This is a genomic window from Massilia sp. LMS1-1-1.1, from assembly GCF_040815535.1.
In the GTDB taxonomy this organism is placed as follows: domain Bacteria; phylum Pseudomonadota; class Gammaproteobacteria; order Burkholderiales; family Burkholderiaceae_D; genus Janthinobacterium; species Janthinobacterium aestuarii.
The window spans coordinates 1,249,481-1,271,348 of the sequence record NZ_JBFPNG010000001.1; the positions used below are offsets into that span (position 1 = coordinate 1,249,481).

21 protein-coding genes are annotated in these 21,868 nt (G+C 64.6%); 6 read left to right on the forward strand and 15 right to left on the reverse strand.

Translation table 11 applies throughout. From position 1 onward, the window contains the following. Nucleotides 1-71 precede the first annotated feature (71 nt). Entirely contained in the window at nucleotides 72-1,811 is a 1,740-nt protein-coding gene (locus tag MRBLMS1_RS05800) for a diguanylate cyclase (RefSeq protein ID WP_485878312.1), read from the forward strand. A gap of 27 nt (nucleotides 1,812-1,838) precedes the next feature. On the opposite strand, the gene maiA is transcribed toward MRBLMS1_RS05800, so the two are convergent. From maiA to MRBLMS1_RS05815, 3 genes are read right to left on the reverse strand one after another with little or no spacing between them, the layout of a single operon-like run. Next, nucleotides 1,839-2,489 carry a maleylacetoacetate isomerase gene (maiA, locus tag MRBLMS1_RS05805; protein WP_485878314.1) on the reverse strand — a complete coding sequence of 217 codons (651 nt, stop codon included), beginning with the start codon at nucleotides 2,487-2,489 and terminating at the stop codon, nucleotides 1,839-1,841. 10 nt (nucleotides 2,490-2,499) lie between these two features. After that, on the reverse strand, nucleotides 2,500-3,522 hold the full coding sequence (locus MRBLMS1_RS05810; RefSeq protein ID WP_485878316.1) for a fumarylacetoacetate hydrolase family protein: 1,023 nt from the start codon (nucleotides 3,520-3,522) through the stop codon (nucleotides 2,500-2,502). 57 nt (nucleotides 3,523-3,579) lie between these two features. Continuing rightward, the gene (locus MRBLMS1_RS05815; protein WP_485878317.1) at nucleotides 3,580-4,113 is read right to left on the reverse strand and encodes a VOC family protein; all 534 of its coding nucleotides are present in this window, start codon (nucleotides 4,111-4,113) and stop codon (nucleotides 3,580-3,582) included. Between the two features lie 126 nt (nucleotides 4,114-4,239). On the opposite strand from MRBLMS1_RS05815, the gene MRBLMS1_RS05820 reads away from it, so the two are divergent. Together MRBLMS1_RS05820 and MRBLMS1_RS05825 are read left to right on the forward strand one after the other, a co-directional pair. Then, entirely contained in the window at nucleotides 4,240-5,208 is a 969-nt protein-coding gene (locus MRBLMS1_RS05820; protein WP_485878319.1) for a LysR family transcriptional regulator, read from the forward strand. A gap of 61 nt (nucleotides 5,209-5,269) precedes the next feature. Continuing rightward, the gene (locus MRBLMS1_RS05825; RefSeq protein ID WP_485878982.1) at nucleotides 5,270-5,860 is read left to right on the forward strand and encodes a gamma-glutamylcyclotransferase; all 591 of its coding nucleotides are present in this window, start codon (nucleotides 5,270-5,272) and stop codon (nucleotides 5,858-5,860) included. A 95-nt stretch (nucleotides 5,861-5,955) separates the two neighbouring features. On the opposite strand, the gene MRBLMS1_RS05830 is transcribed toward MRBLMS1_RS05825, so the two are convergent. The 12 genes from MRBLMS1_RS05830 to MRBLMS1_RS05885 form a co-directional block, all read right to left on the reverse strand. Then, on the reverse strand, nucleotides 5,956-7,098 hold the full coding sequence (locus MRBLMS1_RS05830) for a PA0069 family radical SAM protein (RefSeq protein WP_139090083.1): 1,143 nt from the start codon (nucleotides 7,096-7,098) through the stop codon (nucleotides 5,956-5,958). A 128-nt stretch (nucleotides 7,099-7,226) separates the two neighbouring features. Further along, the gene (locus MRBLMS1_RS05835; RefSeq protein ID WP_485878321.1) at nucleotides 7,227-7,934 is read right to left on the reverse strand and encodes a tRNA-uridine aminocarboxypropyltransferase; all 708 of its coding nucleotides are present in this window, start codon (nucleotides 7,932-7,934) and stop codon (nucleotides 7,227-7,229) included. 71 nt (nucleotides 7,935-8,005) lie between these two features. Then, nucleotides 8,006-9,781 (reverse strand): methyl-accepting chemotaxis protein, encoded by a 1,776-nt coding sequence (locus MRBLMS1_RS05840; RefSeq protein ID WP_485878323.1) that lies wholly within the window; start codon nucleotides 9,779-9,781, stop codon nucleotides 8,006-8,008. 263 nt (nucleotides 9,782-10,044) lie between these two features. After that, entirely contained in the window at nucleotides 10,045-10,557 is a 513-nt protein-coding gene (locus MRBLMS1_RS05845) for a lipocalin family protein (RefSeq protein ID WP_128142450.1), read from the reverse strand. 21 nt (nucleotides 10,558-10,578) lie between these two features. Then, a complete protein-coding gene (locus MRBLMS1_RS05850; RefSeq protein WP_485878325.1) occupies nucleotides 10,579-11,379 on the reverse strand; it encodes a substrate-binding periplasmic protein in 801 nt (266 codons plus the stop codon). 33 nt (nucleotides 11,380-11,412) lie between these two features. Continuing rightward, nucleotides 11,413-12,444 (reverse strand): type VI secretion system protein TssA, encoded by a 1,032-nt coding sequence (gene tssA / locus MRBLMS1_RS05855; RefSeq protein ID WP_485878326.1) that lies wholly within the window; start codon nucleotides 12,442-12,444, stop codon nucleotides 11,413-11,415. Between the two features lie 20 nt (nucleotides 12,445-12,464). Next, nucleotides 12,465-15,104 (reverse strand): type VI secretion system ATPase TssH, encoded by a 2,640-nt coding sequence (gene tssH, locus MRBLMS1_RS05860; protein ID WP_485878328.1) that lies wholly within the window; start codon nucleotides 15,102-15,104, stop codon nucleotides 12,465-12,467. Further along, a complete protein-coding gene (gene tssE / locus MRBLMS1_RS05865) occupies nucleotides 15,101-15,577 on the reverse strand; it encodes a type VI secretion system baseplate subunit TssE (RefSeq protein ID WP_139089930.1) in 477 nt (158 codons plus the stop codon). Before tssE ends, tssH begins: the two co-directional genes overlap by 4 nt. A 66-nt stretch (nucleotides 15,578-15,643) precedes the next feature. Further along, entirely contained in the window at nucleotides 15,644-16,135 is a 492-nt protein-coding gene (locus tag MRBLMS1_RS05870; RefSeq protein ID WP_034750126.1) for an Hcp family type VI secretion system effector, read from the reverse strand. 31 nt (nucleotides 16,136-16,166) lie between these two features. After that, a complete protein-coding gene (gene tssC, locus MRBLMS1_RS05875; protein WP_485878331.1) occupies nucleotides 16,167-17,657 on the reverse strand; it encodes a type VI secretion system contractile sheath large subunit in 1,491 nt (496 codons plus the stop codon). 1 nt (nucleotide 17,658) lies between these two features. After that, entirely contained in the window at nucleotides 17,659-18,168 is a 510-nt protein-coding gene (tssB, locus tag MRBLMS1_RS05880; RefSeq protein ID WP_230517939.1) for a type VI secretion system contractile sheath small subunit, read from the reverse strand. Between the two features lie 37 nt (nucleotides 18,169-18,205). Beyond that, nucleotides 18,206-18,802, reverse strand: a complete 597-nt coding sequence (locus tag MRBLMS1_RS05885; protein WP_485878334.1) for a hypothetical protein — start codon at nucleotides 18,800-18,802, stop codon at nucleotides 18,206-18,208. A 276-nt stretch (nucleotides 18,803-19,078) separates the two neighbouring features. Here MRBLMS1_RS05885 and tssJ point away from each other — a divergent pair, with 276 nt between their 5' ends. Genes tssJ through icmH form a run of 3 tightly spaced genes read left to right on the forward strand, consistent with a single transcriptional unit; the run spans nucleotide 19,079 to nucleotide 21,856 of the window. Continuing rightward, a complete protein-coding gene (tssJ, locus tag MRBLMS1_RS05890) occupies nucleotides 19,079-19,666 on the forward strand; it encodes a type VI secretion system lipoprotein TssJ (protein WP_436480537.1) in 588 nt (195 codons plus the stop codon). Nucleotides 19,667-19,703: 37 nt separating this feature from the next. Then, nucleotides 19,704-21,074 carry a type VI secretion system baseplate subunit TssK gene (gene tssK / locus MRBLMS1_RS05895; protein ID WP_485878336.1) on the forward strand — a complete coding sequence of 457 codons (1,371 nt, stop codon included), beginning with the start codon at nucleotides 19,704-19,706 and terminating at the stop codon, nucleotides 21,072-21,074. Then, nucleotides 21,071-21,856, forward strand: coding sequence for a type IVB secretion system protein IcmH/DotU (icmH, locus tag MRBLMS1_RS05900; protein WP_485878337.1), 786 nt, complete (start codon nucleotides 21,071-21,073; stop codon nucleotides 21,854-21,856). Before tssK ends, icmH begins: the two co-directional genes overlap by 4 nt. The last annotated feature ends 12 nt before the right edge of the window (nucleotides 21,857-21,868 follow it).

The following is a 21,868-nucleotide window of genomic DNA, read 5'->3' on the forward strand; positions in this document are numbered from 1 at the left end:
GTGCTTACCGGATTCTTCAATCCACTAACGCTCATTGCGCCTGGGCAAGTTCTCAACACACTGCCCTGCCCATGCCCCGTCCCTACCTCACACGATTGCGCGCCGCGATACGCTTGCCCTGCCTGAGCTTTCTACTATGGCTATGCTGCAACGCACCCGTCCATGCGCAGGACCTGGCGGAGATCAGCGCACCGCGTTTTGCGCCAAGGCAAGTGCTGGTACTGTATTCGCTGGGCAGCGATGCCTCCTCGCAGTGGCAAACGCTGATCCACAAGGGCATGAGCGCCGAACTGGCCAACGAGAACTGGCGCCTCGCGCCCGGCATCTATGAGGAGCGGCTCGATTCCGTGCGCGTGGGCGAGCAGCCTGCCGTAGCCGGGCTGGAAACCTATCTGCACACCAAGTACAGGATGGTGCAGTTCGACGCCATCATCACGGAAAACTACCTGGCGGCCCAGTTCCTGAGGCAGCACCCAAATCTGTTTCCCGGCGTACCCCGCTACTATGTGAATCAGGGACGGCAGGACTGGGTACCTGCCGACGGCATCAATCTCGATGTGCGCCACGATTTTGGCAAGGCCATCGCCGTCATGCTGCAAGTGACGCCAAGGCTGCGCCATATCGCCGTCGTCGGCGACGGCAGCGCACGCGGCCAGGCGTGGATCGCCGCCATCCGCGCCGCCATTGCGCCCTACCAGGACCGGCTCAAGGTCGAGTTCTGGGATCACCTGAGCCAGGAAGAGTTGTGGCGCCGCACCGGCACGCTGGGAGAAGGCAGCGCCATCTACCTGCTGCCCGTCTACCGCGACGAACTGGGGCAGCGCACCACGCCGCCCGTCATGGCGCGCGACCTGGCCGCGCGCAGCGCCGTGCCCATTTTCACCAGCGTGGAATCGCTGATACTGCCCGGCGTGGTGGGCGGCTATGTCATCAGCGGCGAGAAAGTCGGGCGCACCATTGCGCGCATCCTGCTGGGCAGAACGCCGGACCCAGATGGCATGCAGGCGTATATCTTCGACGATGCGGCGGTACAGCGTTTCGGCTTGCGCAACCTGCCCGGCGAGGCGCGCATCCTGAACCGGCCACAGGGAGTGTGGGCGCAATACCACTGGCAGATCATCGCCGGGCTGTCGCTGATCGCGCTGCAAGCGGCGCTGATCACGGCCCTGCTGCTGGCCCAGCGCAGCCGCCGCGCCAGCGTGGCGACCCTGCATGCGGAGCGCGACATGCTCGAGGAACGTGTCTTGCAGCGCACCCTGGAACTGCTGGTGGCCAACTCCCGGCTGGAGCAGCAAGCCACGACCGACCCGCTGACGGGCCTGGGGAACCGCCGCATGATGACCCTGCGGCTGACAGAGGAGCTTGAGCGCGCCCAGCGCTTCGGCCATACGCTGTCGCTGCTGATGATCGATATCGACCACTTCAAGCGCATCAATGACGGCCATGGCCACGACGCGGGCGACCGCGCCATCGCTGCCGTCGCGCAAGTGCTGCGCAGCGTCACGCGGGGCATGGATACGGCCGCGCGCTTCGGCGGCGAGGAATTCGTGCTGCTGATGCCGGAGACGCCGCTGCCAGTGGCGCTGGAAGTGGCCGAGCGCCTGCGCCTGGCGGCTGCCAGCCTGCGCGTGGAATGCGATGATGGCCAACTGGTCAGCCTGACCATCAGCATCGGCGTGACATCCAATACGCCGCAATCGACCGCACCAGCGAGGCGGGAAGCGGACCATTTGACCGATCTGCTGATCCGCGCCGACCAGGCCCTGTACCGCGCCAAACGTGGCGGACGGGACAGGGTTGAGTGGAGCTGAACCCGCTCCCCCTATCGACCGGATGCCCTATTCGGCGTCAGGTTGCTGCGACGGATGGGCGGCGGCAAACGCGGGCAAGCCGGCGCAATGCGCGTGGATGCGCGCCACGCGCGGGTATGACACCAGGTCGATGGCGAAACGCTGCGCATTGAATACCTGCGGCACCAGGCAGCAATCGGCCATCGTCGGGCTGTCGCCATGGCAGAACAGGCCCGTGCTGGCAGGGTCGCCCTGCGCCAGCAGCGCCTCCACGGCCGCCAGCCCCTCGGCCATCCAGTGGCGGTACCACTCCTGCTTGGCCTCGTCCGACAGCCCCAGGGTATTTTTCAGGTATTTCAGGACGCGCAGATTCGTCAGCGGATGGGCATCGCAGGCGATGGCCAGGGCCAGCGCGCGCACCCTGGCGCGTCCCAGCGCGTCCGCCGGCAGCAGCGGCACGGCTGGCCGCGTCTCTTCAAGATATTCAAGCATCGCCAGCGACTGCGTCAGGATGGCGCCATCGTCGTCGAGCGCCGGCACCAGGGCCGACGGGTTGACGGCGCGGTAGGCGGGCAGCAGCTGCTGTCCGCCGTCCTGCAGCAAATGCACGGGGATGCTGTCGTAGGCGATGCCTTTGAGATTCAAGGCGATGCGCACGCGGTAGGCGGCCGAACTGCGAAAGTAGGTGTACAGCTTCATGGGCCTCCCCTCAGGCGCGGCCGGCGTACAGGGCCACGGTCTGCTCGATGCTGCCAAAGATGCTGGCGCCGACCGCGTCGCGCATCTCGATGCGCACCGTGTCGCCGAACTTCAGGTAGGCCGTTTTCGGCGCGCCGTGTTCGATGGTTTCATACATGCGCACCTCGGCCAGGCAGCAATAGCCCACGCCGCCGTTCTCGATGCTCGAACCAAACAGGTCGCCCTGCTTGTTCGACACGGTGCCGGAACCGACGATGCTGCCGGCGCCCAGTTCGCGCGTCTTCGCCGCATGGGCGACCAGCTGGGCAAAATTGAAGGTCATGTCTTCGCCCGCATTCGGCTTGCCGAACGGTTTGTCGTTGAGGTCCACCAGCAGCGGCAAATGCAGCTTGCTGTCCGCCCAGTCGGCACCCAGTTCGTCCGGCGTGACGGCGACCGGAGAAAACGCGCTGGCCGCCTTCGACTGGAAGAAACCGAAACCCTTGGCCAGTTCGCCCGGGATCAGGTTGCGCAAGGAGACATCGTTGACCAGCATGACGAGGCGGATCGCTTTCGCCGCGTCGTCCACGCTGGCGCCCATGGCCACGTCGCCCGTAATCACCGCCACTTCCGCTTCCAGGTCGATGCCCCACTCTTCGGACAGGGCGAAGATCGGGTCGCGCGGGCCGATGAAACTGTCGGAGCCGCCCTGGTACATCAGCGGGTCCGTGTAGAACGAGGCCGGCACTTCCGCGTTGCGCGCCTTGCGCACCAGTTCCACGTGGTTGATGTAGGCGGAACCGTCGGCCCACTGGTAGGCGCGCGGCAGCGGCGAGTGGCACAGCTTTGCATCAAACGGCTGCGCGTCCGGCGCCTGCCCCGCGTTCAGGTCGGCGTAGGCCTGCTCCAGTTTCGGTGCGACGGCGTCCCAGTTATCGAGCGCCGTCTGCAAGGTAGGCGCAATGGCGGCCACGCGCTGGTACTGGCGCAGGTCGCGGCTGACGAGGATCAGGGCGCCGTCGCGGCTGCCGTTTTTCAGGGTTGCGAGTTTCATGGTGTTCCTTGTTCGGTGTTTCGGTGTAATTAGTCAGAGAGTGTCGGTCCGGTGCGCTCAGGCGTCGGCCGGCGCGTGCATCCAGGCGGCGTGCTTGGGCGCGCGGCGCGTCTGCGACCATTCTTCCAGCATTTCCCATTTGACGGCGTCCAGTTTGGCCATCATCTCCGGCGTACCCACGTTGGCCGCCAGCTCCAGGCGGTGGCCGTTCGGGTCGAAGAAATAGATCGACTGGAAGATGGCGTGGTTGACGGGACCGAGCACCTCGATGCCGCCGGCGACCAGGCGCTCCTTGGCGGCCAGCAGTTCTTCCATGCTGCTCACTTCCAGCGCCAGATGCTGCACCCAGGCCGGGGTATTGCGGTCGCGGTCCATCGGCGGCTGCGTCGGCAACTCGAAAAAGGCCAGCACATTACCATGGCCCGCGTCGAGGAAAACGTGCATGTACGGGTCCGGCGCCTTGGTCGACGGTACCAGGTCTTCGGCGATGGCGAGGACGAAATTCATGTTCAAATGCTTGACGTACCACTCGACGGTTTTCTTCGCGTCGATGCAGCGGTAGGCGACGTGGTGGATTTGCTTGATCTTCATGTGCTTGTCTCCAATGGATGGCGCCGTGGGCGCGTTGGCTGGCCTGTTTTTCAGCTTTTCACCATTAGAATCGAGTTACAGCTATCATACAAACAATTTTTAACCATTGATTTATCGGATTATCTTATGAGTCCCAGCCTGCGGCAAATGCGCGCCTTCGTGGCGCTGGCCAAGACCGGCAGTTTTACCCTGGCCGCCGAATACCTGCACGTAACGCAATCGGCCTTGAGCGGCTTGATCAAGGAACTGGAAAGCGTGCTGGGCGTGCGCGTGGTCGAGCGCAGCACGCGCAAGACGCAGCTGTCGGAAATCGGCCGCGAACTGTATCCGCTGTTTGAAAAGATGATCGAGGACCTCGATGGCGCCATGGCCGGCATTGCCCAGCGCAAGGCCCTGAAAACGGGCATGGTGCGCATCGCCGCGCCGCAGATGATGGCCTGCACCCTGCTGCCGGAGGTGATCGCCGCCTATCGCCAGGCGCACCCGGACGTGCAGCTGCGCCTCGTCGACTGCCCCGTGGAGAATGTCTCGGCGCGCGTGTTCAGCGGCGAAGTCGATTTCGGCATCGGCCCCGAACGCGATCCGACGGCGGAAATCGCCGCGCAGGCACTGTTCGAGATGCCCTTCGTGCTGGTCTTCCCCGAGCAGCACCCGCTGCAGCAAAAGGAAAGGGTCACCTGGGCCGACGTGGGCGACTACCCGTTCATTTCGCTGCAGGGCCAGTTCACGGAACGCCTGCTGCGCGACATGCACGGCGCGTTTCGCGAGTTGTCGCTCAACCCGTATAACGAAGTGACCTTCATGACGACGGCGCTGGCCATGGTCAGCGCCAACTTGGGCATCACGGTCTGCCTGCCGTACGCGGAACCGATGGTGAAACTATATAAATTGCACATGCGCGCCCTGCATGAGCCGGAACTGACGCGGCGCTTTTTCGTCTACACGAAGACGGGCCGTTCGCTGTCGCCGGCGGCCGAAAGCTTCATGGCCTTCCTGTTCCGCTTTGTCGAGACGCACGAATGGAACGTGGGGGCGGGCAGCGGCGCGGCACGCGACGCCCTGCCGGCAGGCGGCCCGGCTGGCGCCGCTTTATAATGGCGCATCGCCCCTTGCCGCCTACGCCATGACCCAGCCTGCCCAGAACGACCTGTCCGCCATCGACGCCGCCACCATCGCCGTCAACCAGCGCATGAACAAATTCGACGGCCATGCACAGGTCTGGCTGTTCGGCTATGGCTCGCTGATCTACAAGGCCGATTTTCCCTACATCGAACGCCGTCCCGCCAGCATTGCCGGCTGGACGCGGCGCTTCTGGCAGGGATCGCACGACCACCGGGGCACGCCGATGGCGCCGGGCAGGGTCGCCACCATCGTGCCGCAGGCTGGCGCCGTGTGCGACGGCATGGCTTACCTGATCACGCCCGAAGTCTTCGCCCACCTCGACCACCGCGAAAAGAACGGCTATTTGCGCCTGGCCACCGACATCACCTTCGAGGACGACGGCAAGGTCGAAGGCCTGGTGTACATCGCCAACGAGGAAAACGCCGCCTTCCTCGGTGCCGCCCCGGAACTGGACATCGCGCGCCAGATCGCCCGATCAAACGGCCCCAGCGGTCCTAACAGCGAATACCTGCTGCACTTGGCCAGCGCCTTGCGCGAGCTGGGCAAGAGCGATCCGCATGTCTTTGCCATCGAGCAACATCTGGCGCAGATGCAGGCACCTGCACAGGATAACGCTGCAGGATAATGCTACACGCTAGCGCTACACGTTAGCCCTACACGATAGCGCCGCAGCGCCTCCGCCCCAGCAGCGGTAACGACGACTTAACTTGGCTTAACTTCTTAAAACAAATCCAGCTGTCCCGCATTGCCCCCTTTTGCCTTGTTTCCCAACGGCGGCACCACCAGCGGCCGGCGGAACTGCGTGCAATCGAGCTGCTTGAAGCGGCCGCCCTTGCCATGCAGCCCCAGCCGGTGCACGGCCTTTTCAAAGCGCTGGCGGATGAGGTCGGCCCACACGCCTTCGCCCCGCATGCGCGCGCCGAACGCGCTGTCGTAATCCTTGCCGCCACGCATTTCGCGCACCCGGTTCATCACGCGCTGGGCACGTTCCGGGAAATGTGCTTCCAGCCATTGCTGAAACAGCGGACTCACTTCCCACGGCAGACGCAGCACCACGTAATGGGCATGGATGGCGCCAGCGTCGCGCACGGCTTCGAGCAGCTGCTCGATTTCCGGTTCCGTCACGAACGGGATGATGGGCGCGATGCTCACGCCCACGGGGATACCCGCCTCCGTCAGGGTGCGGATGGTGCGCAGCCGCCGCGCCGGGGCGGCCGCGCGCGGTTCCAGGGTGCGCGCGATGGCCGGGTCGAGCGTGGTGACAGTAACGGCCACGGCCGCCAGATGCCTGGCCGCCATGGGTGCCAGAATGTCGATATCGCGCTCGATCAGCGACGATTTCGTGATCAGCGCCACGGGGTGGTCGCACTCCTGCAGCACTTCCAGCACGCGCCGCGTCAGCTGCCGCTCGCGTTCGCACGGCTGATACGCATCGGTATTGACGCCGAGGGCGATCGGTTCGGGCACGTACGACGGCCTGGCCAGCTCGCGCCGCAACAGTTCAGGGGCGTTCACCTTGGCGTAGATCCGGCTTTCGAAGTCCAGGCCCGGCGACAGGCCCAGATAGCTGTGCGTGGGGCGAGCAAAGCAATAAATGCAGCCGTGTTCACAGCCCCGGTACGGGTTCAGCGAGACATTGAACGGCAAATCGGGCGAAGCGTTGCGCGTGAGGATGGTGCGCGCCTGCTCGTCGCTGACCTGCGTCTTCCAGCCCGGCGCCACCTCTTCCCCGGCTGCCTCATCCTGGCCGCCCACGCTCCAGCCATCATCGAAACCGGCGCGCGCGTGCACCTCATAGCGCCCTTGCAGGTTCGAGACGGCCCCGCGCCCCTTGTGAGCTTTCAGCGATTGCGGCGGCAGCATGGCTTGCCCGGCGAAGCTGTCATCATGCTCTGGAATGATTGCTTTCATGAACGGCCCCATCAACTGTATATACGTACAGTATACTATGCCGCTGTCCGGCCAATATCAAGGGCTGCCATGGTGCTATTTCAAGCTTTTTCACCCTGAGGCATGACATAACTCAACTGCTGCGCGACAAAACCGTCAAATGCCGCGATCAAGGGAACGAAGCGGGCCGCATCCTGCTCCAACTGCATCAAGGCATAGCACGTTGCTTCCAGAGTCGATAACTGATCTGGCGCGTGCGCCTTGCGGATCAGGTAATGGGAGGCGGGCGTATCGCGCAGGGGCAGACGCGGCAACTGTTGCAAGGGGGGATTCAGATACAGCATCTTGCGGCTTTTGCGCCAGGTGGCGTCCAGCACCACCAGCCGCAATTGGGTGGGATCGAGCAAGGTGGCGGGGTCGAGCGCTGGCGGCGGCGCGATGCCCAGCGAACGGTCGCCTGGCGTATCCGGGTACAGCAGCACATTGTGCTTGCCGGCCAGCAGCCCGGCGAGAACATCGGGGGCAAACTGCTCGCCCGTCAGCATGCGGCTGTTGGGCAGGCTCAGGTGCAGCAAGCGGGCGCTGCCCTTGGCATTGTGGACTTCCAGCGGATGCTGGAGGATCAGCACTTCCACCGCGTGGGAAACGGGGGCGATCCAGCGGCAGATGCAACTGGACACGGCGCGCAGGCAGGCCGGGCAGCGCGCCCGTTTGGCGGGTTCCGCCAGGGAGGACGATGCAGCGGTAGAGCTGGAGGCATGGCTCGAGGTATTACTGGACGGATGGCTGGAGGTACGGCGGGTGGTCATGGCGGAGCGCGTTCGCGGCTGTCTTCAAGCCGCGATTGTAGCGCCCACGCCATGCCAAAGGGAGTTTGCGCTTAAAACTCTTCCCACTCGTCGGCGCCGGATGCCACCGGTGCCTTCGGCGCGCGTGCACGCACGGCGTCCGCTTGCGCAGCCTTGCCCGGCGCGGGTGCCGCCATGGCTGGCACCGGCGCGCGGTGCCTTGCGGGCTGAATGGTGGGCCTGGTGACAGGTCGCGTCGCAGGTCGCATGGCAGCTGGCGCAGACGCCGTCACGGACGGGCCAGCACTGGCCGCAACATAGTGTTGCGTTGCGTCGAGCTTGAACACGCCCACCACCTCGGCCAGCTTGGCCGCTTGCTCCTGCATGGATTCGGCCGCCGCGGCCGCTTCTTCCACCAGGGCCGCGTTTTGCTGCGTCACCTGGTCCATCTGGCCGATGGCCCGGTTGACTTGCTCGATGCCGGTGCGCTGTTCATCGCTGGCGTCGGTGATCTGGTTCATGATCTGCGTCACATGGCTGATGCTTTGCACGATCTCGTCCATGGTGCGGCCCGCCTTGTCCACCAGTTGCGAACCGGCCTCGACCTTTTGCACGGAATCGTCGATCAAGCCCTTGATTTCCTTGGCCGCCGCGCTCGAGCGCTGCGCCAGGTTGCGCACCTCGGAAGCGACGACGGCAAAACCACGGCCCTGCTCGCCGGCCCGGGCCGCCTCCACGGCCGCGTTCAAGGCCAGGATATTCGTCTGGAAGGCGATGGCGTCGATGACGCTGATGATATCGACGATCTTGCGCGAGGAATCGTTGATCGAGCCCATGGTGCTGACCACTTCCGAGACCACCACCCCACCCTTGCTGGCGATCTGCGAGGCGTCGATGGCCAGCTGGTTGGCGCTGCGCGCATTGTCGGCGTTGAGTTTCACGGTGGAGGTCAGCTCTTCCATGGAAGACGCCGTCTCTTCCAGCGAACTGGCCTGCTCTTCCGTGCGCGACGACAAGTCCAGGTTGCCGGCGGCAATTTCGCTCGACGCCGTGCTGATCGATTCGGTGCCGGCGCGCACCTGACCCACGATACTGACCAGTTTATCGTTCATGTTTTTCAGCGCATGCATCAATTGCCCCGTTTCATCGCGGCTTTCCACGACAATATGGCTGGTCAGGTCACCAGCGGACACGGCTTCCGCCACCTCGACGGCACGCGTGATGGGGCGCGTGATCGAGCGCGTGATCCAGTACGCGCAGGCGATGCCGAGCAAGATGGCGGCCACGCCCAACGAGATCAGCAGCAGACGGCCGCTTTCATAGCGCGAACGGATTTGCGCGGCTGATTCATCGAGCAATTTGGCTTCCAGCACTTCCAGCTTCTTCAGCGACGCCAGGTAGATGTCGCGCTTGACGCCCATGTCGCCTTCGTACAGGCGCTTGCCCAGTTCAAGATCGCCCGCATTCTTGGCCTTGAACACATTCTTGCGCACTTCCGTGTAAGCCTTGCGCGTGCTCAGCACGTCCTGGTACAGCGCTTGCTCTTCGGCGCTCAGCTGGCTCTTGCCGATATCGTTCTGAATTTCCGTGGCGCGTGCCGACGAAACCGCCATTTCCTTTTCAAATTGCTTCTGGTGTTCGGGGTCGCTGACCTTCCAGGCGGCCGCCGTGCGCGCCGCGTTCACCTCAATGACTTTGGTCCATTCACCGATCAGGCGCTCGTTGCGCACCTTGACATTGACGAGCGCATCGGTTTCCTTGCTGGCGCTTTGCATCTGCACGATGCCCACCACGGTCAGGCTGGTCAACAGGAGCAGGACGGCGGCAAAACCTCCACCGAGACGTACGCCGATTTTGAGGTTTTTCATTGCGTGATTCCTATCTGAAAAAACAATGCACAGACGCCACGAAACCGACTGACTGCTACGTATCAATATAGCAGTCATCCGCCGTGCGGCAATCACGAACGGTGGCGCGACGGACACTTCGCCACCGGAATGGCAGCGCGCCGCAGCGCACTACTTTGGAGCAGATTGTGAGTGAATCAGAATGGTATTGCAAGAAATAACATGCAGAAAAGCAACAACCAGAAGGTGGTATGCCGCCACGAACGGGCGGCAGGCAAGCAGTGTCAGTTTTGCTTCACATAGATCAATTTTGACGTATCGAAACCCAGGCTACCGGCTTTCTCGATCAGACGCTGCTGCAAAGCAGGGTCCATGGTTGGCGTGCGCGACAGCAACCAGAAGTAGGATTTGTCGGGGCCGCTGATCATGGAATAGCTGTAATTTTGCTGGTCGAGGTCGAAGACGATGTAGGAACCATAGAAGGGGCCGAAAAACGACACTTTCAGGTAGCCCACGTCTTTCTTGTCGACGAAATACGCCTTGCCTTCCGCGTCCTTCCAGACAGCGTCCGCATCCTTGTAGCCGCGGTTGAGCACTTTCAGGCCACCATCCTGGCGCAGGCTGTAGTCGGCCGTCACGTGGCTCAGGCCCCGTTCGAACGAGTGGTCCAGACGCGCGATCTCATACCACTTTCCCAGATAACGGGTCGTGTCGAAGTTGCTAACTGGCACAATATTCTCGGGCCGGCCCACGCACCCGGCCAGCACAAGCACACACAGGAACAGCAGTTTTTTCATGTTTTTCTCCATCAGCTTGAATCAGGGTTGCAGTGCGCGATCGACGATGCGGCGGATCGCGCCATTGTTTTGCATGCGCACGATGGCGGCATTGAATTGTTCGATAAAGTCATCGCGATAAGGATAGGCGGCCGGCCGGCGCTCCGTAAAACCCAGGTGGCCCTGCTGGCTGGCCAGCTGCACCGTTTCCTGGATCGCCTGCATCGGCGTGCCCGGCGGCCCCTCGCGCCGGATGCGCTGCAATTCCCACTGCGCCGACAGGCGGTCGCTGACGTAACAACCGATACGCCCGCGCATCAGCTTGAGCAAATTCGTGCGCGTGCCCTTGGCCGTATCGAACACGATGTTGGCCGCTTGCACGGCTGCCCTCTGCTTTGCATCGCCCAGCAAAAAACCGGCATTCACGCCGATGTGCAGGCCGCCGTAATCGGCGGGCCACTGCCGCAGCGTGCGTTTGGCCAGCACGTCCTGGTTGCACAGCACCACCAATTGCTCCATCAGCAGCGGCACGGAATAGCGCACGTACGGCCGCTCGCTGCGCCACGAATACGGCGGATACAGGGCAAACGCCTCGCCCGTCTGCAGCATCAGCACGCCCCGCTTCCAGGGTATGGGACGCAGCTGCACCGCATACTGCGGCATCGATTGCACGGCTTCGCGCACGATCTCCGTGTAGATGCCTTTCAGCTGGCCGTTGTCGACGTAGGAGTACGGCGGATAATCGTCGTCGCCATAGATCAGCAGCGGCGTCGGCCCCTCGGCCCGCGCGCTGGCCGCGATGAACAGGCATAGCGCGGCAGGCAGGATGAGCATTCTGGACATGCCCGAAGAGTAGCATGGACGGAGCAACCACCATCACCCGTTTGCGCTGTTCGTGCCCAGCATTTCGTCGAGCTGCGCCAGGGTGCTTGAATCCTTCACGACGGCGCGCAGCCACAGGTGCAGCGGCAGCTCGCCCCAGCTGGCAGCCTTGTCGGCCAGGTAGGCGACGGGGCTGTGCGGCTCCGTGCGGCGGAAAAAATCGGCCACCTGGCGCAGCTGGGCCAGCGCCTGCTGGCGCTGCACGATGGCGCCCCCGCCCCCGCTGGCGCCCTGGCCGGCGGCGGGCGGCGCGCCGGCAAAGTCCGCGCCAGGCGACAGCGGCGCGATGAAGTGAATGGCGTTTTCCAGCGCTTCGCGCGCGGCGCGAAAACTCGGGCCATCAACACCGAAACGCGCATCGACGCTGCGTTCGAACGCCAGCAGCGACTGCATGCAGTATTGTGCATCGGCCAGCAAGCCGTCGGAAAATGCGCGCGAGTTCCTTTGCCGCGCCGCCTCCATCTGCGCCAGGCTCGCCCCTTCGTCATGGCGCGTATCGCCCCAGCCCTGCTCCGCCGCGCCCTGCGCCAGGCTGGCGGCCGCGCGCTGGCGCGCCGTATCGAAATCCTGCAGCGAATACAGACCGTTGGCGCCGTCGGTCAGCGGGATCTCGCGCAACAGCTGCGGCGTGCGCGACAGCAGCCAGAAGACATTGCCGATGCGCTGTTCCTGGTCGCCCTCCTCCTCCGGCGGATACAGGCCATCCCAGTAACGCTCGCACAGGCCGGCCAGCAGCGCGTAGCCATCGCCCAGGCCACGGAAGTGGCGCGTTTTCGCGTGCGCCTCGGCCAGCCACACGGCCACGCGCAAATCCTTGCTGTGCGTGGCGATCAGCTGTTCGCAGCGCGTCGCCACGAAAGGCCAGTCAGCTTCCTTCAGCGCCGTCACCCACTCGCCCTGGTCCAGGCTGGGGTCGTCGTGCTGGCGCGCGCGCGCGATGGCGTCGAGCTCCTGGCTGAAGGTGATGTCGCCGCCGCAGGGGCTGACGGCGCTGACGGGGTGCAGCAACTGCTCCAGATTGAACATGGCGCTCTCCGGAAGGTGGATTATCGGATCGTGTACTTGAACTGCCCCTGCTTGTTCGCGCTGACGCGTATCGACGCGACCGGCTCTCCTTCGGCCATGCGCGCCAGCACCGCTTCGGCGATCGCCGGCAGCAGGCTGCCGTTGAGGATCTGGTCGACATTGCGCGCGCCCGAATCGACCTCGGTGCAGCGCGCCAGCACGGCGTCGACGAGGCCCGCGTCATGGCTGAACTGCGCCTGGTGGTTGCGCGCGATGCGCTGCCCGATGCGCGCCAGCTTCAGGTGGATGATCTCGGCCAGCACCGCATCGTTGAGGGGATAGAACGGCAGCACCTTCAGGCGTCCCAGCAAGGCTGGCTTGAAGTGCGCCACCAGTTGCGGGCGCACCAGTTCTTCCAGCGCGGCCGGCGTGGGCAAGTCTTGCGCGACCCGGTTCAGACAGGCGGCCATCATGGCGCCCGAACCCAGGTTCGAGGTGGCGATAATGATGGTGTTGCGAAAATCGACTTCGCGCCCTTCCGCATCATCGAGCACGCCCTTGTCGAACACCTGGAAGAACAGCTCCAGCACGTCGGGGTGCGCTTTTTCCGCTTCATCGAGCAGCACCACGCTGTAGGGCTGGCGCCGCACGGCTTCCGTCAGCACGCCGCCTTCGCCATAACCGATATAGCCGGGCGGCGAGCCTTTCAGGCCGGCCACGCTGTGCGCTTCCTGGTATTCGCTCATGTTGATCGTAATGAGCTTGCGCTCGCCGCCATACAGCAGGTCGGCCAGCGCCAGCGCCGTTTCCGTCTTGCCCGTGCCGGACGGTCCCGTGAACAGGAACACGGCTTGCGGCTTGTTCGGGTCGTCCAGGCTGGCGCGCGCCGTGCGCACGCGCTGTGCCACTGCTGCGATGACGTGATCCTGTCCCAGCACCCGTTCGCGCAGCGCCCCATCCAGGGTCAGCACCGTGCGGATCTCGTCCTTGAGCATTTTCCCCAGCGGGATGCCGGTCCAGCCGGCGACGATGCCGGCCACCACCTGCGCATCGACTTCCAGCGGCGACAGCGGCGCCTCTCCCTGCAGCGCCGCCAATTCTTCCTTCAGCGCCAGCAGGCGCGCCGCGCCGACTTCGCCCGGCCGCTCGCCGCGCAGCTGCGCGCGCAAGTCGCCGATCTGCGCCACCAGCGCCTTTTCGCGCTCCCAGCGCTGCGCCAACGCCGCGATCTGCGTCTGTCCTTCTTCATGCTCGCGCCGTAGCTGCGTCAGGCGCGCAGCGCCGGTTTTATCGGGCACTTCGCCATCGGCCGCCTCGCGGCTCAAGGCGGCGATTTCCGCGCCGATGCGTTCCTGGCGCCGGTGCGCGTTTTCCAGTTGCGCCGGCGTGGCGCACTGGCCCAGCGCCACCTTGGCGCACGCCGTATCGAGCACGCTGATGGCCTTGTCGGGCAGCTGGCGTCCGCTGATGTAGCGGTGCGACAGGCGCACCGCCTCGACGATGGCGGCGTCGCGCACGCGGATGCCGAAATGACGCTCCATCAGCGGCGCCATGGCGCGCAGCATGGCGCAGGCGATGTCCTCGCTCGGTTCTTCCACCTTCACCACCTGGAAGCGCCGCGCCAGCGCCGCATCCTTTTCAAAATATTTTTTGTACTCGCTCCAGGTGGTGGCGGCGATGGTGCGCAAGGCGCCGCGCGCCAGCGCCGGTTTCAGCAGATTGGCCGCGTCGTTCTGCCCCGCCTGGCCGCCGGCGCCGATCATCGCGTGCGCCTCGTCGATGAAGAGGATGATCGGGTGCGGGCTTTTCGTCACCTCGTCGATGACGTTTTTCAAGCGGCTTTCAAACTCGCCCTTCACGCTCGCGCCGGCCTGCAGCAAACCCATGTCGAGCGCGTGGATGTGCGCGCCCTGCAGCACCTCGGGCACGTCGCCTGCAGCGATGCGCAAGGCCAGGCCTTCTACCACGGCCGTCTTGCCCACGCCCGCCTCGCCCGTGAGTATCGGGTTGTTCTGGCGCCGGCGCAGCAGGATATCGACGGCCTGGCGTATCTCCGTCTCGCGGCCGATCACGGGATCGAGCTTGCCGTCGCGCGCCAGCTGCGTCAGGTCGGTGGTGAACTGGTCCAGCGCCGGGGTTTTGCTGGCCAGGGCCGCAACAGGATCATCAGCTGTATCGGAACGTTGCGGCACTGCCGCACGTTCCTCCTCGGAGCCGGCCGTCAGCTTGTCCGGATGGTGTTTCAGCTGCTCCACGCTGAAGCGGGCGAACAGCTTCGAGCCGCGGTATGCGAGCTGCGACAGTTCCGGCTCCGTCAGCAGCGCCAGCAACAGGTGGCGGCTGCGGATGGGGCCTGGCTGCGCCGTATCGAGCGAAGCGATCAGCCAGGCATGCTCGAACAGCAAGGGCAGATGGGGAGAGAACACGGGCGTGCGCGCGCTGCCCGTCCTGAAGCCGCCGATCTCGCGGCGCAGGTCCGCTTCCAGCGCCGTCAGGCTGATTTCGCTGCGCCGCGCGATGGTGACGAAATCGCTGCGCTCCTGTTCCAGCAGCGCCAGGAACAGATGCTCGATATCGACTTCATACTGGCCCAGTCCCACGCAGATGGCGGCCGCGCGGGTGGCGGCCGTGCGCGCCGTGTCATTGAGTTTGGCGATCAGTGTTTTCAGGTTATTGCTCATGCGGCGGCTCCCTTGCGGTTGATCGAATAGCGCAGCGACGATGGCTGCAGCACGGCGTCGAAATTGACCATCTCGCCGCCAGCCTTCACGGCCAGGGTGCCGCTGATGACGAAGCCGACCCGGTTGATGGCGCCCGCTTCGCGTTCCAGGCGGGCGCGCACATTGCGCAATCGCGGTTCGTGGCGTTCGATGGCGGCCTTCAGCGCGGCGCAGATGCGGGCGCGGTCATCGCTGCTGGACAAGCACATGCCGGCGAAATCGATCAGACCATAATTGACGATGGAGGCCGCGCATTCCGGATAGGCGTCGAGCGCGCCAGGCGGCAGGGCCACGCGCGTGTTGAGCAGTTCTTCCAGGTCGCGCGCCACCGCATCCTTCAATTGTTCCAGCGACAGGCGCACCGCCACGCCGCCCGCCGCCGCACCGCCGTCGCCCATCAGGCGGTCGAACAGGCCAGGTACATAACTGTCCATGCGCTCTCCTGAAAAGTCGGCGCGGCGCGCGGGCGAAGGTGTCCGCCGCGCGCCGCGCACCATCGATCAAGCCACGCGGTTCGCGGCCAGGTCCCAGCCGCCCGAGGTATTGCCGCCGGCGCCGCCCGTCACTTTTTGCTGCGTGTATTTCCACTTCACTTTCGAGAACTTGAAGCCGACGTGTTCACCGAGGATGTCGCCCTCTTCCACGTTCGGCGTCACGGCGCCGATCAGCACATTCTCGATTTCGATTTCAAAGTACTTGACGCGTTCGCCCTGGCCATCGGCGCGCATGAATTCGAAGCGCGCCTTGGGGATGGTCTTGCCGGCCGAGCAGGTCTGCAGCAGCACCGGCGAGGCCAGGTCGGCCAGCTTGGAAATGACAATGTCCTTGTGCTCGCAGCGTTCGGCCGTGTGCCCGCCGCCCGTCGACGCGGTGGCGGACTTCGGCTGTTCGACGCTCCAGCTGACCGATTTGCACTCGATCCAGTCCTTGTGCTTGTCATCGGTGGACTCGCCCTTGATGCCGTCTATCTGCAGATATACATCGATTGCCATGGTGTGCTCCTGTGGTTGAAAGATGGGTGAATCAGGAATTGGTCGACTTCGGCAACTCCGCGACCAGTCGGAGCGAAACGGATAATTCATCGAGCTGGAAGTGCGGCCGCAGGAACGACACGGCGCGGTACACGCCGGGCCGGCCCGGCACTTCATGCACCTGCACGGACGCCTCGCGCAGCGGGAACTGCGCCTTCTGTTCCTGGCTGGCGTTATCATCGAGCAGCACGTACTGCATCAGCCAGCGGTTCAAAAAATCTTCCACGTTGGAGGCGGCGGCAAAGCTGCCGATCTTGTCGCGCATCATGGCCTTCATGTAGTGGGCGATGCGCGAGACGGCGAAGATGTACTGCAGCTGCGACGACAGCACCGCATTCGCATTGGCCGCGTCGCTGTTGTACTTGCGGCTTTTCTGCGCCGACTGGGCGCCGAAAAACGCCGCATACGCCGTGTTCTTGCAGTGCACCAGCGAGATGAAGCCCAGGTCCGACAATTCCTTTTCGCGGCGGTCGGTGATCGCCACTTCGGCCGGGCATTTCAGGGCCACGTCGCCCTCGTCGGTCTTGAAGGTGTGGGTGGGGAGGTCGTCCACCAGGCCGCCGCCCTCCACGCCGCGGATGGCGGCGCACCAGCCGTAGTTGGCAAAGGCGCTTGTCAGCTTGCAGCCGAACGCATACGCGGCGTTACACCACAGGTATTTGTGATGGTCGCTGCCGTCGACTTCCTCGACAAAATTAAAACCTTCGACCGTGGTGCCATCGACGGGATTGAAGGGTAGCCGGCCCAGGAAGCGGGGCAAGGTCAGGCCGACGTAGCGCGCGTCTTCCGATTCGCGGAAGGCTTTCCATTTCGCGTACTCGATGGTGTCGAACACCTTGGCCAGGTCGCGCGGTTTGCCCAGGTCGCCGTAGCTTTCCAGGCCAAACAGTTCCGGCGCGGCCGAGGCGATGAACGGCGCATGCGCGGCGGCTGCGATGTGCGACATCTGCTCGACGAAATAGATGTCTTCCGGCTGGCGCGAGATGGCAAAATCGCCCAGCAGCGCGGCGAACGGCGCACCGCCGAAGGTGCCGAATTCCTCTTCATACACCTTCTTGAACATGCTGCTCTGGTCGAACTCCAGCGCGGCCTGGAAATCCTTCACCAGTTCGCGCTTGGTGGCGTTGAACATGCGGATCTGCAAACGCGTTCCCGTATCGGAATTGCCGACCAGGTAGCGCAGCCCCGTCCAGCTTTGTTCGAGCTGCTGGAACGGCGCCGCGTGCATGATTTCGCTGAGCTGGGCCGAGATCAGGCGGTCGATCTCCGCCACGCGCCCGTCCAGCGTCGCCGACAGGCTGCTGGACATCAGCACCGTGCCGTCGAGCACCTGCGCCACCAGCTCGGAGATCAGGTCGCGCGCGCGCGCATGTTCGGCGCCGGACTTGGCGACGCGGCTTTGCTCGACGATCTGGTCGAGCAAGTCGGTGGCGGCCGGCGCATTGGCGGCCGATACTGCCAGGGATTCTGCCTGGGCGCTCATCTCAATCCTCCTGCGCCGGGAACTGCGGTTTCAGGGCGGCCAGGCTGTCCGTGTTGTTCAGCACTTCCGTCAGCAAGTCTTCCAGCTTGTCGTTGCCGGCCAGCTTGTTGCGCAGGTCGGCAAGCTTGGTGCGCGCCTCGAGCAGCTTGCGCAAGGGGTCGACCTGGCGCACCACCGATTCCGGGCGGAAGTCGTCCATCGAGCGGAAATGCAGGTCAACGGCGAACGTGCCGCCCGCCTCGCTGAGGCGGTTCGGCACGGCGAAACGGGCCACCGGCTCCACGCCGGCCAGCACTTCATCGAAGTTGTCGCTGTCGATGGCGACGAACTTGCGATCCTTCAGACGTTTTTTCTCGCTGTCCGGATTGCCGCCAAAGTCACCGAGCACGCCGACCACAAAGGGCAGCTCCTTGTTTTCAATCGCGTCGCCAATCTCGACGTCGTAGGTCATTTGCACGCGCGGCGCGCGTACCTTTTGCAAGCGTTTTTGCACGCTGTCGGACTTGGGCATGTCGCTTCCTTTGCAAGGGGATGGTGGGGATGCTCGCTTATTTCAGGCCACTGAACGGGTCGGCCGTGCTGCCTGGCGCCGCCGCGCCCTTCGCCGCCGGCGTGCCGGAGCCGGATGCGGAAGCGCGCTTGCCGGCCGCCGGCGGGCGCTTGGCCGGCGGCACCAGCACGTCTTCGCCGATGCTTGCGCGCAGCAGCTTGGCCAGGTCCTGCGCTTCCGAGCGCAGCGAGCCATTCAGATTGTTTTGCCGCGACAGGTCGGCCAGCGCCTTGCCGGACAGGCGCAAGCCGCTGACGGCGACGATGCTGTTGGCCACCTTGTCGTCCGGGTCGCGCTCCAGCGCTTCGAGCGCATGGCCGATGGCGTCGCCGTACTGGCCGCGGTCGAACTTCATCTGCGCCATTTGCAGCCATGGCGCCTTGTCGGCCGGGTAGCTGGTGCCGCCGCGTTGTAGCAGGGTCATGGCACGCTCGTACTGGCCGGCGCGCGCCGCCGCATCGGCGTCGCTCATCACTTGCGCCAGGGTCGGTGCGGCAGGTTTTTGGGACGCCGGCTGGTCCGGCGTGGCGCAGGCGGCCAGCAGCAATGCGCTGGCGAGACAAGCAATACGGGGCAAGATGCTGACTGGCTTCATCGGGTACTCCTTCACGTGGAGGTCGCTACCGCTGGGAAAGATGGGCGGCGCCTTGGTGGAGACTATTATTGATCGGCAATTTTTTGCCAAATTGAGATTAATCAGCAAAGAAGAAGTTCCACATCACAGCCGCGTACAGCGCCATGAATCCTGATCTGGCGCAGTAATTGTCTTGATCGCAGGCCGATCTTGCGCCAACGCAAGCAGGCCGCCAGTGCATGCGCTTAAATGACTGCAACACTTTTATTTCCACCCTTCAATTTACAAAGGTCGCCCATGCCATTTGACGCCATGCTCCGCCGTCTGGCCCGCGCCACCGCACTACTGTTGCTGGCGTCGTCGCAGGCCGGCTGCGCAGGCGGCGCCATCGGCACCCTGGCCAACGCGGCGCTGCAAATGGCGGGCGTCGCCAAGCCGCCGCCGGAACTGCCGGACGCACAAAAGCCGCCGCGCAATGTCAGCATCCGCCTGCATGCGGCGCAGCGTCTCAACACGGATGCCGATGGCCGGCCGCTGGCCCTGGTGGCGCGCATCTACAAGCTGCGCCAGAGCGCCGCCTTCGAACAGGCGCCGTACGACAGCTTCCTCGACACGCAGCGCGAAAAGGCCGCGCTGGGCGCCGACCTGATGGAAGTCAAGGAGGTGCTGCTGGTGCCGGGCCAGCGTTACGAAGTACAGGAAAAAGTCAGCAAGGAAGCGTATTTTATCGGCGTCGTGGCCCTGTTCCGCGCGCCCGCCGCGCAGCGCTGGCGCGCCACCTTTGCCGCCGCCGATGCGGAACGCGGCGGCATCACCGTCGGCCTGCACGCCTGCGCGCTCAGCATCAGCGGGGTGGCCGCGCTGTCGGCCCCGCGCTGCCAGTAACACGAACAGACACGCCACACATACGAGGAGAATCGAGATGGGCATGGCAGCGAAAGTCTTGTGGGGAGAAGGCCTGTTCCTGCGGCCGCAGCATTTCCAGCGCCAGGATCAATATCACGAAGCGCGCCTGCATCACACGGCCAGCGCGCTGCATCCCTACCTGTGGGGCGTGGCGCACATGGAGTGGGACCTGGCGGCCCTGAAGACGGGCACCTTGCGCCTGCAAGCGCTGTCGGCGATCTTCCGCGACGGCGAAGTGTTCGAATCGCTGGGCGACGGCGCGCCCGGCAGCGACACCCTGCCCCCGCCCGTGGACCTGGAAGCGCTGCCGCCGGCCGTGCAGGAAGTGACGTATTATGCGGCGCTGCCCATCCTCAACCGCGAAGGCATGAATTACACGCTGCAGGCATCAACGGCAGGCACGCCGGCCAGCACGCGCTTCGCGCACGCCATGCGCGCCACGCCCGACCTGTTCACTGAGTCCGCCGTGGCCGACGTGGCCTACCTGAAGAAAACCGTGCGCCTGATTCCCGACAGCGAAGCGCGCGGCTCCTACGACTGCCTGCCGCTGATCGCCCTGCGGCGCACGGTGTCGGGCGGCTTCGAACCCGTGCCCTCGTTCATGGCGCCCAGCCTGGCGATCGCCGGCGCGCCGCGCCTGCAGGGCGTGCTGGAACACCTGCTCGACGCCTTGCAGGCGAAAGTGAGCGCGCTGCACGGCCACCATCGCGAACCGAGCCGCAACGTGATCGAGTTCCGCTCGGGCGACGTGTCCTCGTTCTGGCTGCTGCACACGGTCAGCACGGCCGCCGCCGCCCTGATGCACTATGTGCGCCATCCGGCCCTGCATCCGGAGCGCCTGTACGAGGCGCTGCTGGGCCTGGCGGGCGGCCTGCTCAGCTACTCCAAGCATTACACCCTGGCCAGCCTGCCCGCCTACGACCACGCGCAGCCGGGCGCCTGCTTCGACGCCATCGACGCGATCATCCGCGAACTGCTCGACACCGTCATCTCGTCGAAATACTTTTCCATCGCCCTGCTCGAAGACAAGCCGTCGTACTACCTGGGCAAGCTCGATTCGGGCAAGATCGACCAGCACACCACCTTGTACCTGGCGATTCGCGCCGCCATGCCCGCCATCGAACTGGTCGACGTGGTGCCGCTGCGCGTGAAAGTGGGCGCGCCCGACGACGTGGAAAAATGCGTGCTCACGGCCATGCCCGGCCTGAAGCTGTCGCATGCGCCGCAAGTGCCGGCCGCCATTCCCGTGCGCCCCGACACCTATTATTTTGCGATTGAAAACCGCGGCGTGCTGTATGAGCAGGTGCTCAAGGCGCAGTCGATTTCCGTCTACGTGCCGACCGGCATACGCGACCTGCAGCTCGAACTGATCGCGGTGACAGCATGAGCCAGCTCATCGAACGGCGCGCGGCGCCCTCCCTGCTGGGACAACGCGGTTCCGCCCCGGCAGGCAGCAGCCGGCATGCCGGCAGCGCCCTGCTGGACCTGATGCACGAAGGCTTTTATATGCTGTTCATGCTGAAGCACGGTTCGGCGCCTGGCGACGAGCAAAGCTTCATGGACCGCATCACGGCCTTCCTCGACGACTTCGAGCGCGAAGCGAAAAAAATCCGCGCCGATGGCGACGATATCGAGGCGGCCAAGTATGCGTTCTGCGCGGCCGTCGATGAAATCATCCTGGCCTCGCCTTTCGCCCTGCGCAAACAGTGGGAGCGCCGCCCGATGCAGCTGCTGATCTTTGGCGACCAGCTGGCCGGCGAACACTTCTTCGACCGCCTCGACGCCTTGCGCGGCAAGGGCGCCATGCGCGTGCAGGCGCTGCAGGTCTTCCACATGTGTCTATTGCTGGGATTCCAGGGCAAGTATGCGATCGACGGCGGCGAAAAACTCAGCTACCTGACGGCGCGCCTGGGCGACGAGATCGCCCACATCAAGGGCAAGAGCCGTGGCTTCGCGCCGCGCGCGGATCGCCCCGACCAGGTGGTCAACAAGCGTGGCAGCGACGTGCCGCTGTGGGCGCTGTCGAGCTTTTTCGCGCTGCTGGCCATCTGCGCCTACCTGGGCCTGAAAACGCATCTGACGCGCGGCACGCAAACGACCCTGGCCGCGTATGCGGACCTGGTCAAGCTGGCGCCACGGCCAGCACACCTGACCATCACCCTGCCCTGAACACCTCACAAA

Coding starts and splice junctions, on each gene's coding strand:
- MRBLMS1_RS05800 (WP_485878312.1), top strand. CDS start 72: ATGCCCCGTCCCTACCTCACACGATTGCGCGCCGCGATACGCTTGCCC.
- maiA (WP_485878314.1), bottom strand. CDS start 2,489: ATGAAGCTGTACACCTACTTTCGCAGTTCGGCCGCCTACCGCGTGCGC.
- MRBLMS1_RS05810 (WP_485878316.1), bottom strand. CDS start 3,522: ATGAAACTCGCAACCCTGAAAAACGGCAGCCGCGACGGCGCCCTGATC.
- MRBLMS1_RS05815 (WP_485878317.1), bottom strand. CDS start 4,113: ATGAAGATCAAGCAAATCCACCACGTCGCCTACCGCTGCATCGACGCG.
- MRBLMS1_RS05820 (WP_485878319.1), top strand. CDS start 4,240: ATGAGTCCCAGCCTGCGGCAAATGCGCGCCTTCGTGGCGCTGGCCAAG.
- MRBLMS1_RS05830 (WP_139090083.1), bottom strand. CDS start 7,098: ATGCTGCCGCCGCAATCGCTGAAAGCTCACAAGGGGCGCGGGGCCGTC.
- MRBLMS1_RS05835 (WP_485878321.1), bottom strand. CDS start 7,934: ATGACCACCCGCCGTACCTCCAGCCATCCGTCCAGTAATACCTCGAGC.
- MRBLMS1_RS05840 (WP_485878323.1), bottom strand. CDS start 9,781: ATGAAAAACCTCAAAATCGGCGTACGTCTCGGTGGAGGTTTTGCCGCC.
- MRBLMS1_RS05845 (WP_128142450.1), bottom strand. CDS start 10,557: ATGAAAAAACTGCTGTTCCTGTGTGTGCTTGTGCTGGCCGGGTGCGTG.
- MRBLMS1_RS05850 (WP_485878325.1), bottom strand. CDS start 11,379: ATGTCCAGAATGCTCATCCTGCCTGCCGCGCTATGCCTGTTCATCGCG.
- tssA (WP_485878326.1), bottom strand. CDS start 12,444: ATGTTCAATCTGGAGCAGTTGCTGCACCCCGTCAGCGCCGTCAGCCCC.
- tssH (WP_485878328.1), bottom strand. CDS start 15,104: ATGAGCAATAACCTGAAAACACTGATCGCCAAACTCAATGACACGGCG.
- tssE (WP_139089930.1), bottom strand. CDS start 15,577: ATGGACAGTTATGTACCTGGCCTGTTCGACCGCCTGATGGGCGACGGC.
- MRBLMS1_RS05870 (WP_034750126.1), bottom strand. CDS start 16,135: ATGGCAATCGATGTATATCTGCAGATAGACGGCATCAAGGGCGAGTCC.
- tssC (WP_485878331.1), bottom strand. CDS start 17,657: ATGAGCGCCCAGGCAGAATCCCTGGCAGTATCGGCCGCCAATGCGCCG.
- tssB (WP_230517939.1), bottom strand. CDS start 18,168: ATGCCCAAGTCCGACAGCGTGCAAAAACGCTTGCAAAAGGTACGCGCG.
- MRBLMS1_RS05885 (WP_485878334.1), bottom strand. CDS start 18,802: ATGAAGCCAGTCAGCATCTTGCCCCGTATTGCTTGTCTCGCCAGCGCA.
- tssJ (WP_436480537.1), top strand. CDS start 19,079: ATGCCATTTGACGCCATGCTCCGCCGTCTGGCCCGCGCCACCGCACTA.
- tssK (WP_485878336.1), top strand. CDS start 19,704: ATGGGCATGGCAGCGAAAGTCTTGTGGGGAGAAGGCCTGTTCCTGCGG.
- icmH (WP_485878337.1), top strand. CDS start 21,071: ATGAGCCAGCTCATCGAACGGCGCGCGGCGCCCTCCCTGCTGGGACAA.